Annotated in this window: 16 protein-coding genes; 4 read left to right on the top strand and 12 right to left on the bottom strand. The window is 55.2% G+C overall.

Translation table 11 applies throughout. The features are described from left to right. Nucleotides 1-261: 261 nt before the first annotated feature. Genes nrfG through nrfA form a run of 6 tightly spaced genes read right to left on the bottom strand, consistent with a single transcriptional unit; the run spans nt 262 to nt 6762 of the window. A complete protein-coding gene (gene nrfG, locus ACLJRS_RS14465; RefSeq protein WP_000083243.1) occupies nt 262-882 on the bottom strand; it encodes a heme lyase NrfEFG subunit NrfG in 621 nt (206 codons plus the stop codon). Further along, on the bottom strand, nt 879-3101 hold the full coding sequence (gene nrfEF, locus ACLJRS_RS14460; protein ID WP_000551707.1) for a heme lyase NrfEFG subunit NrfEF: 2223 nt from the start codon (nt 3099-3101) through the stop codon (nt 879-881). Before nrfEF ends, nrfG begins: the two co-directional genes overlap by 4 nt. Beyond that, nucleotides 3094-4050 (bottom strand): cytochrome c nitrite reductase subunit NrfD, encoded by a 957-nt coding sequence (nrfD, locus tag ACLJRS_RS14455; protein ID WP_000199636.1) that lies wholly within the window; start codon nt 4048-4050, stop codon nt 3094-3096. Before nrfD ends, nrfEF begins: the two co-directional genes overlap by 8 nt. After that, complete coding sequence (nrfC, locus tag ACLJRS_RS14450; RefSeq protein WP_001278030.1) at nt 4047-4718, bottom strand: cytochrome c nitrite reductase Fe-S protein; 672 nt, start codon at nt 4716-4718, stop codon at nt 4047-4049. The genes nrfD and nrfC overlap by 4 nt, the downstream gene beginning before the upstream one ends. Further along, nucleotides 4715-5281, bottom strand: coding sequence for a cytochrome c nitrite reductase pentaheme subunit (gene nrfB, locus ACLJRS_RS14445; protein ID WP_000115065.1), 567 nt, complete (start codon nt 5279-5281; stop codon nt 4715-4717). Before nrfB ends, nrfC begins: the two co-directional genes overlap by 4 nt. A 44-nt stretch (nt 5282-5325) precedes the next feature. Continuing rightward, nucleotides 5326-6762 (bottom strand): ammonia-forming nitrite reductase cytochrome c552 subunit, encoded by a 1437-nt coding sequence (gene nrfA, locus ACLJRS_RS14440; protein WP_000101770.1) that lies wholly within the window; start codon nt 6760-6762, stop codon nt 5326-5328. Between the two features lie 431 nt (nt 6763-7193). Between nrfA and acs the strand changes: the two genes are divergently transcribed. From acs to actP, 3 genes are all read left to right on the top strand, one after another. Then, the gene (gene acs / locus ACLJRS_RS14435) at nt 7194-9152 is read left to right on the top strand and encodes an acetate--CoA ligase (protein ID WP_000083877.1); all 1959 of its coding nucleotides are present in this window, start codon (nt 7194-7196) and stop codon (nt 9150-9152) included. A 245-nt stretch (nt 9153-9397) separates the two neighbouring features. Further along, nucleotides 9398-9712, top strand: a complete 315-nt coding sequence (locus tag ACLJRS_RS14430; protein WP_000999620.1) for a DUF485 domain-containing protein — start codon at nt 9398-9400, stop codon at nt 9710-9712. Further along, entirely contained in the window at nt 9709-11358 is a 1650-nt protein-coding gene (gene actP, locus ACLJRS_RS14425; protein ID WP_000832529.1) for a cation/acetate symporter ActP, read from the top strand. Before ACLJRS_RS14430 ends, actP begins: the two co-directional genes overlap by 4 nt. A 38-nt stretch (nt 11359-11396) precedes the next feature. Here actP and ACLJRS_RS14420 read toward each other — a convergent pair whose 3' ends face one another. After that, the gene (locus ACLJRS_RS14420) at nt 11397-12086 is read right to left on the bottom strand and encodes an LrgB family protein (RefSeq protein WP_001067092.1); all 690 of its coding nucleotides are present in this window, start codon (nt 12084-12086) and stop codon (nt 11397-11399) included. Beyond that, entirely contained in the window at nt 12079-12489 is a 411-nt protein-coding gene (locus ACLJRS_RS14415) for a CidA/LrgA family protein (protein ID WP_000257347.1), read from the bottom strand. Before ACLJRS_RS14415 ends, ACLJRS_RS14420 begins: the two co-directional genes overlap by 8 nt. A gap of 103 nt (nt 12490-12592) precedes the next feature. On the opposite strand from ACLJRS_RS14415, the gene ACLJRS_RS14410 reads away from it, so the two are divergent. Beyond that, nucleotides 12593-13480, top strand: coding sequence for a LysR family transcriptional regulator (locus tag ACLJRS_RS14410; RefSeq protein ID WP_000354963.1), 888 nt, complete (start codon nt 12593-12595; stop codon nt 13478-13480). Nucleotides 13481-13610: 130 nt separating this feature from the next. Here ACLJRS_RS14410 and ACLJRS_RS14405 read toward each other — a convergent pair whose 3' ends face one another. From ACLJRS_RS14405 to soxR, 4 genes are all read right to left on the bottom strand, one after another. Continuing rightward, entirely contained in the window at nt 13611-15257 is a 1647-nt protein-coding gene (locus ACLJRS_RS14405; RefSeq protein WP_001536604.1) for a Na+/H+ antiporter, read from the bottom strand. Between the two features lie 149 nt (nt 15258-15406). Next, the gene (gene ghxP / locus ACLJRS_RS14400) at nt 15407-16756 is read right to left on the bottom strand and encodes a guanine/hypoxanthine transporter GhxP (RefSeq protein WP_000106901.1); all 1350 of its coding nucleotides are present in this window, start codon (nt 16754-16756) and stop codon (nt 15407-15409) included. Between the two features lie 346 nt (nt 16757-17102). Then, complete coding sequence (locus ACLJRS_RS14395; protein ID WP_000958575.1) at nt 17103-17771, bottom strand: glutathione S-transferase family protein; 669 nt, start codon at nt 17769-17771, stop codon at nt 17103-17105. Between the two features lie 292 nt (nt 17772-18063). Continuing rightward, entirely contained in the window at nt 18064-18522 is a 459-nt protein-coding gene (gene soxR / locus ACLJRS_RS14390; protein ID WP_000412686.1) for a redox-sensitive transcriptional activator SoxR, read from the bottom strand. Nucleotides 18523-18550 lie beyond the last annotated feature (28 nt).

Below are 18550 nucleotides of genomic sequence, written 5' to 3'. Positions count from 1 at the left end.
GTTGGTTTGTAGAGTTTTTTAACGCGCATAATCAGTATCATTTGCATAGCGTCTTGCGCAACCCTTTCATAACAGGGCTTTTGGCTGTTTTTATGCATAATAACGCGAGTTTATGGCGTTAATGATGAATAACTATTTGTTATGGAAAGTTTTTTACTTCGTCAAAAACGAATAATACACTGAGGTAATTAATTTTTACTTGTGTCTCATTCGCCGTTTTTTTAAACAGCACACATGACAAAAGTCACAAAAAAGAAAAAATTATTTCTGCCGATTTTGTAACAATTTAGCCAAATTAATGGCCTCTACCAGCTGCGCGCGGTTCACTCGCGGCGAGTTGGCATCCAGTAAGGTTTGCCACAGCGACACGGCTTGCGCATAATCCGCCTGCATAAACGCATCCGCCGCCAGCAGCATCTGCGCGGTCACTTCTGTCGCATCCAGCGCTAACGCTTTATTAATCATTTCACGCGTCGCAGGCGTCATATGTTGCCCGGCCTGGTAATACAGCACCGTTGCCAGCGCGGCGAAAAGCTGCGCGTTATCGCCTCGCAGACGCAACGCCTGACGATATGCCAGCAGCGCATTGTCATACGCATTGCGATAGAGATAATACTCGCCCAGCCGCGCCCATTGCTCGCTATCCTGCGGATTGGCGCGGATTTTTTCTTGCAGCCTGGAAAGCTGCGCCTCTGGCGTTTGCGGGTTCGTAAAGTCACGTAGCGGATCGGCCAGACGCTGTTGCTCGCTACGCACAGCCTGCCATTTCGGCGTCAACAGATAGCCGCCGACACAGGCAGCCACCATCAACACCGCCGCAGCCGCCAGACGCTTTACGGGCATGGGACGTAACGGCACAGTGGAGTGTTCAGACTGGCTCATTGTTCCCCCTCTCCTGCATGCTGACGCTTTCTCACCCGCCAGGCCACCACGCCCACCAGCAATAACAGCAGGTACGGCAGCGCCCACAACAGCAGCGTTTGCTCATTCAACGGCGGGTTGTAGCGTACGAAATCACCATAACGGTCGGTCATCCAGGCGGTGATTTCCGCTTCGCTTTTACCTTCGGCCACCATGCTGTAAACCTGATGGCGCATACTGACCGCCACGGGCGCATTGGATTCCAGCAAATTCTGGTTCTGACACTGCGGACAGCGCAGTTGACTGGCAATAGACAGCGCTTTTTCCTGCTGTTGCGGATTGTCAAAGCGCCAGGTATCCACCACCTGGGCGTGGGTGGTAAAAGGCAGAAAAATCAGAAAAGCCACAAGTAACATCGTCTTGCCGGATGGCGGCGTAAACGCCTTATCCGGCCTACCATGCTTTTCACTCGTAGGCCTGATAAGCGCAGCGCCATCAGGCAATAACTCAGGATGCTTCCTCCCCCGCCATCCGCTCAGCAGCGCGCCAAACACCATCAACAATCCCCCTCCCCAGATCCAGCGCACGCCGGTCTGCACGTATAAGCGCATGGCGTAACGATCCGGTCCGGTTTTTTCGCCCATCACCGCGTACCAGTCATGTAGCAGGTTCCAGTGAATCCCCGGCTCCATCATCTGTTGACGACGCGCGGCATAGAAGCGCCTTTCAGGCTGCAGGCTGCCAATGCGTTTTTCATTCCGCCACAACGTGATCCGCGCTTTTTCACTGGTGTAGTTGCCTTTGGCCTCCAGATCCAGACGCTCAAAGCGGAAAATGTAGCCCGCCAGTACCACCTGCTGCCCGGGGCTGAGGTTAAGACTGATTTCATGCCGACTGCCGCTGGAAACCATGATCCCGGCGGCGAAGATAAATACGCCCGTATGCGCCAGCAACGCCGGAAGCTGACGATGCACAGAGACTTTGCGGCTTCTGATTGTCGCCAGCACGATAACCACCAGCATCAGCAGGCCAAACGGCAGCGTGACGCGATTAAAATAGGGCGCGCCCACCGAAAGCCTTCCCCAGCCGAACAACCCGTAAATCATCGGATAGAGCGTGCCAATCAGCACAATCAGTAGCACCGCGCAAAAAAGTAATAGCGCGACCAGAATAAGCATCTCACGCGACCAGCCGCCAAAACGCGCATTCTGGCGAATTTGCTGGCCTCGCCAGGCGTACAACCCGAGCGACGCCAGGCTCAATACGCTAAACAGCGCAAACAGCGGCGCGGCGCGCACGTTATCCAGCGCAAAGGCATGTACCGAAACAAGAATGCCGGAACGCACAATCAGCGTTCCCAGCAACGAGAGGATCAGCGTCAGTATCGCCAGCAGCAGCGACCAGTGACGGAAGCTCCCGCGCTGGCGGCTGACATACAGACTGTGCAGCAACGCGCTGGCGGCAAGCCACGGCAACAACGAGGCATTTTCCACCGGGTCCCAGAACCACCAGCCGCCCCAGCCCAGTTCGCAATACGCCCACCACGATCCGAGAATGATCCCCAGCGTCAGAGCGCACCAGCCGGGTAACGCCCAGCGCCAGCACACCCAGGCGGTTGCCGCGTTAAAGCCGCCGCACAGTAGCGAGGCCAGCGCTACGCTCGCCGCGGTCATCAGGCCGCCATAACCCAGATAGAGCAGCGGCGGATGTAAGATCAGCCCCAGATGTTGCAGCATGGGATTAAGGTCGCGCCCTTCCATGGCGGGAGGGAAAATACGCAGGAACGGATCGGACCACAGCACAATAAATAGCAGCAGCGAAGCCATAATGAGGGACAAGACGCTCAGGGTCAGCGGAAAAAGCGCGTCAGATTCATGCCGGGAGCGCCAGGCGAATAGCGCCGTCCACCCCGAAAAAAGCAGCGCCCACAGCAGGAGCGAGCCTTCATGACCGCCCCATACCGCCGCCAGTTTCAGTCCCCATGACAACTGACTATGGCTATGCTGCGCAACATAAACGACCGAAAAATCGCTGGTCAGAAAACAGCTAACCAGAATCGCAAACGCCAGTAGCAGCAGCGTGAACGCCGTCCACGCGCCGCAGGTCGTCAGGCGCATGACGCCACGCCAATGTTGCCCCATCCCGCACCACGTCGCCAGCGGGGTCAGCACGTTGACCCCGAGACTCAACAACAGCGCCAGAAATCCGGCTTCAGGAAGGAAGATGTCCAGATTATGCAACCGTTAGCTGTCCCGCATAAAGAATGAAAAAGCGCAGCAGCAGCACGCCGGTCAAACTGGCGCCGCAAACGGCCAGCACGCCGTGAAACGTGACGCTACGATTTGCCCAGGGTTTCAGCAGCAGCGGGATAATCAATCCCAGCCCTACGACGCCAAGCCAGAACCACCAGCTCCAGAATCCGCCGCCCAGCGCCGCCGCCAGCGCGCGCATTTTGCCGTCATCGCCCAGCGCCAGACCGACGAAGAACGCCGCCAGCAGGAAAATTTCCAGCCATACCACCGGAACCTCCATGCGATGCACAAAGCGCGCTTCGGTGCTGTGCGGGTTGCTACGATGGCGTAACGCCATGGCGATCAGCGCCACCGCCGCGCCGGAGGAAATCCCGGAGAACAGGAATAGTACCGGCAGGATCGGGTTATTCAGGAACGGGTAAGATTTCAGCGCCGACAGCAGAAACCCGGTGTACGCCCCGAGCAGAACCGCCAGCACCAGCATTAACGTCTCCAGCGCACGGTGAAACGGCGTTATTAGCGCCAACACTTTCTGCACGATCTCTAACCGCGGCAGCCAACGCTGCTGCAGGGCAATCACCTCTTTTTCAAAGATTTTCGCCAGCCACAGCACCAGCACTACCATGTACAACTGGAACAGCATCACCCCCATCGACATCACCGAGGTAAAGCTGTAGTGGAACATCAGCTTCCAGAAGGTCCACGGGCGCGTCAGGTGAAAGACCAGAATCAGCAGACCAAGAATAATCGCCCCCGGCCCTAACACCAGCGTAGTGCGCAGCAGCGTACTGTCCGAACCGCCCGCCTCCGGATGGAAGCGGCGCAGCAGAATCGCCAACGTAACCAGTCCGGCGGAGATGCCAATCAGAAACAGATAGATGGCGATGGGCCAGTCCCACACCAGTGATGCAAAATGAAATGCAGAAGCGGATGTCATTGGCTCACCTCCCCATAGTTAAAGGGAACGCGGTAGACCTTCGGTTTTGTGCCCAGCGCCAGCTTGTAACGATAGGTGGTTTTCTGCCGCAACAAACGGGAAATATCGCTGTTGGGATCGTCCAGATTACCAAACGTCAGCGCCTTCGTCGGGCATGACTCAACGCAGGCGGGCTGTTTGCCCGCTTTCAGGTTGGTTTTCCGGCAGAAATCGCATTTATCCGCCGTCTTACTGACCGGATGGATAAAGCGCACGCGGTAGGGACACGCGGCAATGCAGTACTGGCAGCCGACGCAAAGGTCCGGATTCACGTCGACAATACCGCTGGCGGCATCGCGGAATGATGCCCCCGTCGGGCAGACGTCAACGCAGGGGGCATGGTCGCAATGCTGGCACGAGTGGCGGAAGAAGCGATACTTCACATCAGGAAACGTCCCCTGCGGCTCGCTGCGAATAATCGTCAGGCGCGATACGCCTTCCGGCACGGTGTTGACTTCCCGACAGGCATCCATGCAGGCCGTGCAGCCGATGCATAATGACTCATCGTGTACCATGCCATAACGCACGCCGTTAATATTCAACGTGTTCGCTACAACGCGTCCTGCCATCCCACTGACCGCCGCCAGCGCGCCGACGCGGGTAATAAATTGACGTCGGGTGCAACTCATGGCTGCTCCTTAAGCAACGGAACGGACGCCGGGTTAAAGTGCGGGTTAGTACGCTGATCGCTGTGGCAATCCACGCATATTTTGATCCGCCCTTTCTCGCTTAGCGTCTGCATCGTGTCTTGCTGCGGATGCAGGGAATGGCAACTGGCGCAGGTCACTTTAGTAACATGAACATCGTGCGGCCAGAACGCTTTTTGCAGTTGTTCAGGCAAGTGGCAGGACATACAGACGCTGTTCTGTTGCTCTACCGTATACATCGGGTCGTTAAAACGCATCACATCTTTCACCCCTTCACGGTGGTGAAGCGACGGTTGACCGTGGCAGTTGGTACAGGTTATCGGCAATTTATTGTTCGGGTTGATAGCGCCCGTATGTTTACCGTGCATACCTTCGGTGTCCGGCTTGTGACAGTCCAGACAGGCAGCATCCGGATTACGCTGCTGGGTGACCGTCCAGCGTTGATCCGACTCCTGCGGCGTTGGCGTGGCAGTAATTCCACTCAGGCTCCAGAACAGGCCTGACGCCAGCACCCCAGCAGTTAATAACGAACGTAATACGCTCATATTCACTCCGTTGAGTTATCCGCCCCTTACGGGGCGGAATGGGGTTATTGGCTTAACAGACCGTTTTTACGCGCCTGATCTTCCCACTGCGGTACGACCGTTTTCAGGAAGTCCTGCTTCTCCGCGTTGATTTGTTGCATATTCAAACCAATCGCTTTCTGCGCCTTCTCTTTCGTCGAAATATCCGGCAGCGGAATTTCATGGGTAATGCCTTTGGTCGCCAGCAGTCGCGCCAGTTTAGTACGGGCATCCGCGGCTTTATCCATCGCACTGCCTAACATCCGTAGACCTTCTTCCGGGGCATGCATATGAATACCGTGTGACGCAATCGCCAGATCCCAACGCCACTGCGCGTGGCGAATATCGTTCAGAATCGGTTTCATTTCCGCGTCTGTCGCCCCCGCATCCCATGCGGCTTTCGCTTCGAAGTGCGCATGTACCAGCTGATCTTCAACCTTGATTTTCAGGTCATGAATCGCCTGTTTACGCTCGGCGACCACTTTTTGCAGGGACGCTTTGTCCTGGGTGTGGCAGTTGGCGCAGGTTTGCGCGAAATTGTCGAACGGGTTGCCGATTTTATGGTCGGTGTAGAGCTTGCCTTCGGCGTTCTGTACTTTCGGCATGTGGCAGTCGATACAGGTCACGTTGTTCTTACCGTGAATGCCCGCGCTCCAGGTTTCATATTCCGGGTGCTGCGCTTTGAGCATTGGGGTTTTCGACAGCGAGTTAGTCCAGTCAGAGAAGGCGATGGCGTCGTAGTATTGCTCCATATTTTCGACCTTCATGCCTTCATCCCACGGGAACTTAACGGCTTTGTTTTTACCGTCAAAGTAGTACTCCACGTGGCACTGACCGCAGACCATCGATTGCTGATCAAATCGTCCCGCTTTATCAAACGGTTTGCCGATAGCCTCCATCGCCCGTTCGGCATAGGGGCGCGACAACGTTAACGCTGGCTTCCCCTGGGCGAAATCGTCCGACGCGGTGTTATGACAGTCGGCACAGCCCAAATCGTTGACAATTTCCGGGCCGCCGCGCGCCCATTTGCCATGGAAGTAGCCGTCTTCGCCTTCTTGTTGGATAAGGCGCGCGACATCGGGGCTTTTACAACTCCAGCAGGCCATCGGCAGCGGGCCGTCTTCCGCCGTTTTTGGCGCGCCGGTACGCAGTGTTTCGCGCACGTCAGTTACCGCATACGCGTGGCCGCGTGGTTTGTTGTAATCACGGGAGAAGGGATAGCCCGCCCACAGGATCACCAGACGAGGGTCTTCCGCCAGCGCATCTTCACGGGCAGACTGTTCTGACGTCGCTTTCCATGACTGATATTGGTCGGGGTGTTGAGGCGCGAACATTTCATTTTTCGCTTCAACAGTAACGGTTTTTGCGGATTCAGGCGTTTGCTCAGCGTAAACAGAGGTAATGAAGAAAAAAGGAAATATAAGGCTGAAGAAACGGCGTGCGCGTAGTGTTTTCCTTGCCATAGAGGTCTCATCCAGATTGCGCCATTATCTTTAATGGCGATTTTTTATCGTTTTCCATAACAGCAACCGCACAAATACTGTTATTACATTGATCTCCTCTATGTGTAACAAATAACCACACTTAAAATGTTGTCTTTAATCAATTGTAAGTGTATGTAAAATACCACTTTAGAGTTAGTAACCTGGACAAAACTCCCTCTCTTTTCTGATTTCCGGACACGGATCACTTTTTTAAAAAATTTCATATAACGTCATGTTATCCCGAAAATTTATCTAATTTTGCGGGACACAATCAAAAAATAGATTGCTGCTTATTTGCACAGTTCCCTTTTTGCGTGATCTGTCGCCCAAATACTAAACAAAACTTATTAAGACCCTACATTTAACGTTTATGCGACATATTATTAACATCCTACAAGGAGAACAACAGCATGAGCCAAACACATAAACACGCCATTCCCGCCAACATTGCGGATCGTTGCCTGATAAATCCAGAGCAGTATGAGACTAAATATAAACAGTCTATTAACGACCCCGATACGTTTTGGGGCGAACAGGGAAAAATTCTCGATTGGATCACGCCGTACCAAAAAGTGAAAAACACCTCCTTTGCGCCAGGCAATGTGTCGATTAAATGGTACGAGGACGGCACGCTGAATCTGGCGGCGAACTGTCTTGACCGCCATTTGCAGGAAAATGGCGATCGCACCGCCATTATCTGGGAAGGCGATGACGCGTCGCAGAGTAAACATATCTCTTATCGCGAACTGCATCGCGATGTCTGCCGTTTCGCGAATACGCTGCTGGATCTGGGCATTAAAAAAGGCGATGTGGTAGCGATTTATATGCCGATGGTGCCGGAAGCGGCGGTGGCAATGTTGGCCTGCGCCCGCATCGGTGCGGTGCATTCGGTGATCTTCGGGGGCTTCTCGCCGGAAGCCGTCGCCGGACGCATTATCGACTCCAGCTCGCGGCTGGTGATCACCGCTGACGAAGGTGTACGTGCCGGACGCAGTATCCCGCTGAAAAAGAATGTCGATGACGCGCTGAAAAACCCGAATGTCACTAGCGTTGAGCATGTGATCGTCCTGAAGCGCACCGGCAGCGACATTGACTGGCAAGAAGGCCGCGACCTGTGGTGGCGCGATTTGATTGAAAAAGCCAGCCCTGAGCACCAGCCTGAAGCGATGAATGCCGAAGATCCGCTGTTTATCCTTTATACCTCCGGCTCCACCGGCAAGCCGAAAGGCGTGCTGCACACCACCGGCGGCTATCTGGTCTACGCCGCGACCACCTTTAAGTATGTCTTTGATTATCACCCTGGCGATATTTACTGGTGTACCGCCGATGTGGGTTGGGTGACGGGGCACAGCTATCTGTTGTATGGCCCGCTGGCCTGCGGCGCGACCACCTTAATGTTTGAAGGCGTGCCGAATTGGCCAACGCCCGCTCGCATGTGCCAGGTGGTCGACAAACACCAGGTCAACATTCTTTATACCGCCCCGACGGCTATCCGCGCGCTGATGGCGGAAGGCGATAAAGCCATTGAAGGCACCGACCGTTCTTCACTGCGCATTCTGGGTTCCGTCGGCGAGCCGATCAATCCCGAAGCGTGGGAATGGTACTGGAAGAAGATCGGCAAGGAAAAATGTCCGGTCGTCGACACCTGGTGGCAGACTGAAACAGGCGGTTTTATGATCACGCCGCTACCAGGCGCTATCGAACTGAAAGCCGGTTCCGCCACCCGTCCTTTCTTTGGCGTACAGCCTGCGCTGGTGGATAACGAAGGCCATCCGCAAGAAGGCGCGACGGAAGGCAATCTGGTCATCACCGATTCCTGGCCGGGCCAGGCGCGCACTCTGTTCGGCGATCATGAACGTTTTGAGCAGACCTATTTCTCTACCTTTAAGAATATGTATTTCAGCGGCGACGGCGCTCGTCGCGATGAAGACGGCTATTACTGGATCACCGGTCGCGTGGATGACGTGTTAAACGTCTCCGGCCACCGTCTGGGTACGGCGGAAATCGAGTCAGCGCTGGTGGCGCATCCGAAGATCGCCGAAGCGGCGGTGGTGGGTATTCCACACGCTATCAAAGGCCAGGCGATTTACGCTTATGTGACGCTCAACCACGGCGAGGAGCCGTCGCCAGAACTGTACGCGGAGGTGCGCAACTGGGTACGTAAAGAGATTGGCCCACTGGCGACGCCGGACGTGCTGCACTGGACCGACTCACTGCCAAAAACCCGTTCCGGCAAAATTATGCGCCGCATTTTGCGCAAAATCGCGGCGGGCGATACCAGCAATCTGGGCGATACCTCGACTCTCGCCGATCCTGGCGTGGTGGAGAAACTGCTCGAAGAGAAGCAGGCCATCGCGATGCCGTCATAACCATAAATGCCGGATGGCAACGCGAACGCGTTTTATCCGGCCTACGACCCTACCCCTGCCCTCTCTCAAACCGGGAGAGGGAAATATAAAAAACCCTCCCCCAAAGGATTTCGTGTTACAGGAAGGCGGCAAGCGAGCACACCCTCAGCAGCATAGTTCAAGTTCACTATGTGGCTGGGGCGCGCGAGTGCGGCCAACGCGCCTGTAGCGCGAAAGACGCAGGGGGACCTCTGGAGAGCTCTGTGATGAATGACCAAATTTATCAGCGGATAGAAGACAGTGCGCGTTTCAGGGAATTAGTTGAAAAACGGCAACGGTTTGCCACGATTCTGTCGGTTATCATGCTGGCGGTTTATATCAGCTTTATTTTACTGATCGCCTTCGCGCCTGGCTGGCTGGGCACGCCTCTACATGCGGGAACCAGCGTCACCCGAGGAATTCCCATTGGCGTCGGGGTGATTGTGATTTCTTTTGTGTTGACCGGAATTTATATCTGGCGGGCGAACGGCGAATTCGATCGTCTTAATAACGCCGTACTGCATGAGGTGAAAGCATTATGAAGAGAGTTCTGACGGCGCTCGCCGCCGCACTCCCCTTCGCCGCTCATGCGGCGGATGCCATTAGCGGCGCGGTTGAACGCCAGCCCACCAACTGGCAGGCGATTATCATGTTTTTGATTTTCGTCGTGTTTACGCTCGGTATTACCTACTGGGCCTCTAAACGCGTACGTTCCCGTAGCGACTACTACACCGCTGGCGGCAATATCACCGGGTTCCAGAACGGCCTGGCGATTGCCGGCGACTATATGTCCGCCGCGTCATTTCTCGGCATTTCCGCGCTGGTGTTTACCTCCGGTTATGACGGGCTGATCTATTCGCTGGGCTTTCTTGTCGGCTGGCCAATCATCCTGTTTTTGATTGCCGAGCGCCTGCGTAATCTGGGACGTTATACTTTTGCTGACGTTGCCTCTTATCGCCTGAAACAGGGGCCAATCCGTATTCTTTCGGCCTGTGGCTCCCTGGTAGTGGTGGCGCTTTATCTCATCGCCCAAATGGTCGGCGCCGGTAAACTGATTGAACTGCTGTTCGGCCTCAACTATCACATCGCCGTGGTGCTGGTCGGCGTGCTGATGATGATGTACGTGCTGTTCGGCGGGATGCTGGCGACAACGTGGGTGCAAATTATCAAAGCCGTCCTGTTGCTGTTTGGCGCCAGTTTTATGGCCTTTATGGTGATGAAACACGTCGGCTTTAGCTTCAATAATCTGTTTACCGAAGCCATGGCGGTACACCCGAAAGGTTCAGCCATTATGAGTCCAGGAGGGTTGGTGCAAGATCCGATTTCGGCGCTGTCGTTGGGTCTGGGGCTGATGTTCGGCACCGCCGGCTTGCCGCATATTCTGATGCGTTTCTTTACGGTCAGCGATGCCCGCGAAGCGCGCAAGAGCGTGTTCTACGCCACCGGTTTTATGGGCTATTTCTACATTCTGACCTTTATTATCGGCTTCGGCGCTATCATGCTGGTGGGGGCGAATCCCGCCTATAAAGATGCCGCAGGCGCGCTGATTGGCGGCAATAACATGGCGGCGGTGCATCTGGCCAACGCGGTAGGCGGCAACCTGTTCCTCGGCTTTATTTCGGCAGTGGCGTTTGCCACCATTCTGGCGGTGGTCGCAGGTCTGACGCTGGCGGGCGCATCGGCGGTGTCGCATGACTTGTACGCCAACGTGTTCCGCAAAGGCGCAACCGAACGTGAAGAGCTGAAGGTGTCGAAAATCACCGTCCTGGTGCTGGGCGTGATCGCCATTATCCTCGGCGTCCTGTTTGAAAATCAGAACATCGCCTTTATGGTGGGCCTGGCATTTGCTATCGCCGCGAGCTGCAACTTCCCCATCATTCTGCTTTCCATGTACTGGTCAAAACTGACCACGCGCGGCGCTATGCTGGGCGGCTGGTTAGGTTTACTGACAGCGGTGGTGCTGATGATTCTTGGCCCTACCATTTGGGTGCAGATCCTCGGCCACGAAAAAGCGATCTTCCCGTATGAGTATCCGGCGCTGTTCTCTATCAGCGTGGCGTTCCTGGGGATCTGGTTCTTCTCGGCCACCGATAACTCGGCAGAAGGCAACCGTGAACGTGAGCAGTTCCGCGCTCAGTTTATCCGCTCCCAAACGGGATTCGGCGTACAACAAGGGCGTGCGCATTAATCTTACCGTTTCCTCCGGCCCTGTGGGTCGGAGGAAAATCAGAACATCACCCTCGCCACCAGCGGGGCTGCCAGCACCATCACCACGCCGGACAGCATCATTACCAGACTGGCGACGACGCCCTCCTGCTGACCAAGTTCATAGGAACGCGCCGTGCCCGCCCCATGTGACGCCGCGCCGAATCCTGCCCCTTTTGCCATGCCTTCCCGGATAGAGAGACGCAAAAATAGCGCGTCGCCGACCGCCATGCCAAACACGCCAGTGACGACCACGAACAGCGCCACCAGATCTGGCTGCCCGCCCAGGGGTTCTGCCGCCGCCAGCGCAAATGGCGTGGTAACGGAACGTACCGCCAGACTACGCTGAATCTCATCCGGTAACGTGAACAGACGCGCCAGCCAAACGGAACTGGTGACCGCCACCACCGTCGCCGTCACTACGCCCGCGGTGAGCGACATCCAGTGACGTTTGATAATCGCGAGGTTATCGTACACCGGCACCGCAAAGGCAATGGTCGCCGGGCCGAGCAGCCACAATAGCCAGTGCGATTCACCAATGTAGTTTTGCCAGGAGATATGACCGAACACCAGCATTAACACCAGCAGTGCCGGCGTCAGCACTAATGGCATCAACGGCAATTTGCGAAAACGGCGATACAGGCGCTTATTGGCGAAGTAAATTCCCAGCGTAATCACCAGGCACAGTACGCTTAACTGAACGTTATTCACGGTTTAGCCTACTCATCTCATAGCGATACACTTTATCCACCACCCACGCCGTCGCGCCGAGTACCATTAAGGTACTGATCGCTATCACCGAGAAAATGCGCCAGCCGTCCACCAGTAACAGATGGGCATAGTTCACTACCGCCACGACGGCGGGAACAAAGAATAACAGCATCTCCGCCAGCAGCCAGCGTGCGCCTGCGCGTACCCAGCTAAGCGGAATAATCCGGCAAACGATCAGCGCCAACATAAGCACCATGCCGACCAGATTCGCGGGCAACGGCAGGTGCAGCCAGGAGACAAGATATTGGGAAAAAATGAATAAACCTGCATAGAGTAGTACCTGAACCGGTACCTGGAGTCGTTGCACAACGGCAGGCGTAACGCGGCTTATCGCCACAGCCATGAGGGAATGTCCTGAAAAATAATACGGAGCGCCAGTATAGAGAACCTCCGTCACGGGCAGAAATGAATTAAAATCATTGCAGGCATAGTCGGAAGGAATAATCATGGATATCAGAACGCTGCGTTATTTTGTCGAGGTGGTGCGCCAGCAAAGTTTCACCCGCGCAGCGGAGAAGTTATTTGTCACCCAGCCCACCATTAGCAAGATGCTGAAAAATCTTGAAGATGAGCTTAACTGTACGCTACTGATCCGCGACGGACGTAAGTTATTGCTGACCGATACCGGACGCGTGGTGTTTGAACGCGGACTGGCGATCCTCGCTGAGTTTCGCCAGTTAGAGGCCGAGTTGAGCGATATTAACCATCTCAATAAGGGCGTGCTGCGGCTGGGTATTCCCCCGATGGTCGGCATGTTGATGGCCGGGCCAATCAGTTTGTTTCGACAACGCTACCCTGGCGTTGAACTCAAAATTTCGGAGTTTGGCGGCCTGACGGTACAGCAGGCGGTAATGAATGGCGAGCTGGATGTTGCGATGACCGCGCTCCCGGTGGAAGAAGCGAGCGGGCTGACGACGTTATCGCTGTTCAGCCATCCGCTGTGCGTGCTGGTTCCCCGTTCCGGTCAGTGGACAACCGGCGACTCCATCGCGCCTGAAGCTCTGGCGGAGCATCCTCTTCTTATCTATAACGAAGACTTTGCCCTGAGCCGCCAGTTGATGACCTTATTTAGCCAGCATGACGTAAAACCACGGATTGCCGTGCGCAGCGGGCAATGGGATTTTCTCGCCGCTATGGTGCAAGCGGGCGTCGGCATCGCCATTTTGCCGGAGCCGATTTGTCAGCGTCTGGATAAGGCCACGCTGCGCTGGCTACCGCTGGAAAGCGATCTCCGCTGGCAGTTGGGCATGATTTGGCGAGAGGGCGTGTATCTGTCGCACAGCGCCCGGGCATGGTTAACCTGTTGCGAAGGGTTTTGGCTGAAACAACCGTAAGCCATGGGTTAAGACCCTTGCCGGATGGCGGCGCAAGCACCTTATCCGGCCTACTTGTAGGCCCGGTAAGCATGGCGCCACCGGGCCTACAAGTAGGCCCGGTAAGCATGGCGCCACCGGGCCACAAGGACTACTGATTTTCTATCAGTAGCGCTTCCATCAAATCCAGGTCGTGCAGCAGCTTTTGCAATGTTTCATTGCTGATTTCTCGCGTGGCGCGCAGATGATACAACTCGGCGCGCTCGGAACGCAGCGCCGCCAGACGGAAACGTCGCTCCAGGTTTTCTTCCTGTATGGAGCTTTCGACATCGTTTCGCCCATCGGCACGGCGACGCAAGTTACCAATGACACGTGAGCTTACTTCAGTAAGCAACTGATTATCGATGTTTTCTTCGGTATCCGCCGCCAGACGCTCTTCCATTTTCTGAATGGCGACAATCGCCACTTCCGCCGTCGCCGCGCGGGCGATACGCTCCTCTTTCAACTGTTGCGCATGATCGGCGACTTCCAGATGTTGCAACAGCAGCGGCAGCATGATCACGCCGACAAATAACGAGAACAGAATGACGCCAGCCGCCAGGAATACCAGTTCATAACGCGCCGGAAATCCGCTGCCATCCGGCAAAAGTAACGGTATAGAGAGCACACCAGCCAGGGTGATCGCCCCACGAACGCCAGCGAAGGAGGCAATCAGAATTTCACGCGACGTCCAGCTGGCGAACTCCATCGGTTTCTTCTTCAAAAAGCGCAGGCTGAACTTTTTCATGGTCCACAGCCAGCCGAAGCGAACCAGCATCAATGCCGCATAAATCAGCACGATATCGGTAAAGAGCATCCAGGTTTCGACATTCGGGTCAGCTTCCGCCGCCGCCAGCGAAGATTCCAGAATCCCCGGTAGTTGCAGTCCCAACAGCAGAAAGACCATACCGTTAAAGACAAATTCCAGCATCGCCCAGGTACTGTTCGCGCGCAAACGCATTGCCAGCGGCGCGCGGCGCATTACGCCAGAACGGGTGATGGTCATCCCGGCGGCAACCGCGGCCAGGATGCCTGAGACGCCAATATGTTCGGCAATCAGGTAAGACGCGAAGGGCAGCAGAAACAGCAGGACGATTTGCGTCGCGGGTTCATCGCCGCCCCAGCGGCTCAAAAAACGCAGCGAGCGGCCATACAGCCAACTGACCACAAAACCCGCCAGAATACCGCCGATAGCGACCTTAAAAAACTCCAGCGTCGCGCCGCCGACGGTAAAGACCATCGTCCCCATCGCCACCGCGACGGCGAATTTCAGCGATACCAGACCGGAGGCGTCGTTCATTAACGCCTCTCCCTGCAGAATGCCCATGATTTTTTTCGGGATACGCCCCTCGCCCACAATTCCGGAGAGCGCTACCGCATCGGTCGGCGACAGCACGGCGGCCAGTGCAAAGGCGGGGATCAGCGGAATGCCGGGCACCAGCCAATAAATCAGGAAGCCGATTCCAACGACCGTTACCAGGACCAGCGCCAGCGCCAGCCCGAAAATCTCTCGTCCATGCTCAAGAAATTCACGGGTCGGCGTCTTCCAGCCATCCGCAAACAGCAGCGGCGGAATAAACAGCACCAGGAAGAGTTCCGGGTCGAATTCCACATGCAAACCAAACGTCGGCCACGCCAACAGCGCGCCAACGGCGATCTGCATAAGGGGTAAAGGAAGCTGGAAGGGTAATACACGCGTAAATACCCCCGACAGCGAGACCACAAGGGTCATGATGAGTATTGTGAAGAAAATTTCCATGCGTTCCCTGTTTGCGATGTTTTTTATGATGGAGAGAGGCATCATGCCTCGGTTTCACCTTCTTCAGATTAACGCAAAAGGTAACGTGATGTGTCCTGAAAATGAAAACAGGCGGCCAACGCCGCCCGTTTTTCAGAATGAAGGCAGAGCTAGATAGCCCAGCCGCCGGCATAAAAAGCGACCAGCGCGACCGCAATGACGACAGTCCCGATATTCAGTTTACGCCATTCACCGGAAACCAGACGCCCGACGACCAGCGTGGCAAAGCCAATCATAATCCCGGTGACAATGTTACAGGTCAGTACAATAAATACAGCCGTTACCAGCCCCGCCATCGCATCGACGAAATCAGCAAAATCGATTTTCGCCACGTTACTCAGCATCAGTAGACCGACATACATGAGCGCCGGGGCGGTTGCGTAGACGGGAACGAGATAAGAGAGCGGCGAAAGAAACAGGATCAGCAAAAACAGCACGCCCACGGTAATCGCCGTCAGGCCCGTTTTACCGCCCGCCGCCGTACCGGCCGCAGACTCGATATACACCGCGGCGGGCGCTGCCCCGACCAGGCCGGAGAAAACGCTACTCAGGGAGTCGGTGGTTAGCGCTTTGCCGCCATCGATAATTTGTCCGTCTTTGTCCAGCAGATTAGCCTGCCCTGCGACCGCACGGATCGTGCCGGTCGCATCAAACACCGCCGTCATCACCAGCGCCAGTACGCTTGGCAGAACGACAGGGTTTAACGCGCCCATAATATCCAGGCTGCCGATCAGCGAGTTGCCGTTTTCATCGCTCAACGAAGGCATGGCGAAAATGCCGGAAAAATGGACGTTAGGATCGAAGAGCAAACCCACAATAGAAATGCCAATAATGGTCAACAGAATGCCGCCGGGGACTTTCAGCTTTTCCAGACCGAGAATAACAGCCAGACCCACAAGCGACATAATCACCGGGAAGGTATCGAAATCGCCCAGCGCGACCGGCAGGCCATCCAGCGGGTTTTTAATGACCAGGCCGACGCCGTTGGCGGCAATCAGCAACAAAAACAGGCCAATACCGATACCGGTTCCGTGGGCCACGCCCTGCGGCAAGTTACGCAAAATCCAGCTACGAATGCCGGTAGCGGAGATAATGGTAAACAGTACGCCCATCAGGAATACGGCGCCAAGCGCGACCGGGACGCTAATATGCTGCCCCAGGACCAGGCTAAACGCGGTAAACGCCGTCAACGAGATAGCGCAACCGATAGCCAGCGGCAGATTCGCCCAAAGCCCCATAACGATAGAGCCGACGCCTGCGACCAGGCAGGTCGCTACAAAGACGGCGGCAGGCGGGAACCCGGCTTTACCCAGCATCCCTGGCACCACGATGACGGAGTAAACCATCGCGAGAAACGTGGTTAAGCCAGCAACGACTTCCTGGCGAACGGTGCTCCCGCGTTGTGAAATTTTAAACCAGGCGTCGAGTGAACCGCCGGTACGCGCTGAAGGCGTAGACATAGAAAACATCCCCTGAGAATTTATTATTCGTCGGTATACGTGGGAGGTAATCCACTAACAGCGCAACGTTATCTCCTTGTGCTACATTTACGACAACCGGGGCGCCGCAAAAAAGCAAACGTTTAGCTCCACGTATACAAAACGGGTGGCAAAAAAAAGCAAACGATTATCCAGCGATCATCAACGCTTTTTCAACTGAACTTTGCCGCTTTTTATGCTTTTCTGCTTAGTATGCTCAATAAATCGCCAGACGATGCGCAAACGTTATCGTCCCTGCGCAATCCAGCAACAATTTTTCGCATCGCTGTTAGCAAATACGTTGCGCAATCTGCTCACAAAAACGCCATTATCCGCCGGGAATGGTAAACGGACCGCCCTGCTGAATCGCTCGCTGCCAGGCTGGACGCATTTCTACCCGCGCTTTCCATGCGTTGATATGGTCGAGATGAGCGATTCCGCCTCGGGCAAGCAGCGCAAATAGCGGGAAGCTCATCTGGATATCCGCCATACTTAACTGCTCTCCGGCAAACCAGGGGTGATTTGCCAGATGCCCGTCAATAAAGCGCGCATGGGTTTCCAGTTGCGGATTGAGGTACGCTTTTTGCGCGCCCTTACCGATAACGCCGCCCAACGTTCGCAGGCCCAATGGTACCGGCGGTTTACCCAGAGAGGTAAAGAGCAGTCTCATCAATAGCAAGGGCATGAGAGAACCTTCAGCGTAATGTAGCCAGAAGCGATAGTGTTGTTTCCCCTGCGCATCCGCAGGTTTAAAGCGTCCGATACTGTCGTAAGTGTCCTGCAAATATTCCAGGATGGCGCCCGATTCCGCAATAACCATACCATGATCTTCGATAACCGGAGACTTGCCCAGCGGATGCACTTTTTTCAATGCCGGCGGCGCCAGCATGGTCTTTTCACGCTGGTAACGCACAATCTGGTAAGGCAACGCCAGCTCTTCCAGCGCCCACAGGATGCGCTGCGAACGAGACTGATTTAAATGGTGCACCGTCAGCATGGCTGTCTCCTGTAAGGTATGCCAACTAACTATAGAAAATTATGGCAGTTGCCGTAAAAATTTCGGCTAAAAAATCAGCATTTCGCTGGCGAACAGGGCGTCGTCGCTTACACTTACAGTATCAACACAAACCGGAACCTCCACCATGTGCTCGATATGAGGGGTGTTGACGTCGGGGGAAACCCTCCTGTAATCAGCGGGATAGAGCGAAAGACAAAGACCGGAAACAAACTAAAGCGCCCTTAGCGGCGCTTTAGTTTTAGGTGAACTCAGCCCGATGGCCGAGTGCATGTTAATCATCTTCAAGCAGCCGGGCGCCCGTCCCGTGTTCGCCAAGCCTGTCGCCTGGATTTCGCAGCGGACAGTCGCTACGCGATAAACAGCCGCAGCCGATACAACCGTCCAGCTCATCGCGCAACGCCACCAGCGTATGAATACGTCGGTCTAACTCTTCGCGCCACTGCGAGGAGAGCTGCTTCCACTCTTTCGCGCTTAACGTATGCCCTTCCGGCAAGATACCAAACGCGTCGCCGATAGTTGCCAGCGGGATGCCGATACGCTGGGCGATCTTGATAATCGCGACATAACGCAACACGTCACGCTTATATCGCCGTTGGTTACCGCTATTACGGATACTGGTAATTAGCCCTTTGCTTTCATAGAAGTGCAGGGCGGACACAGCAACACCGCTACGTTTCGCAACTTCCCCCGGCGTCAGTAAGGCTTTTAAACGGGGAGATTTTTTTTCCATAAATCGCTTTACCTCAAGTTAACTTGAG

Source organism: Salmonella sp. SAL00670 (assembly GCF_046552235.1).
GTDB lineage: Bacteria > Pseudomonadota > Gammaproteobacteria > Enterobacterales > Enterobacteriaceae > Salmonella > Salmonella enterica.
This window is presented reverse-complemented; position numbering and strand designations above follow the sequence as displayed.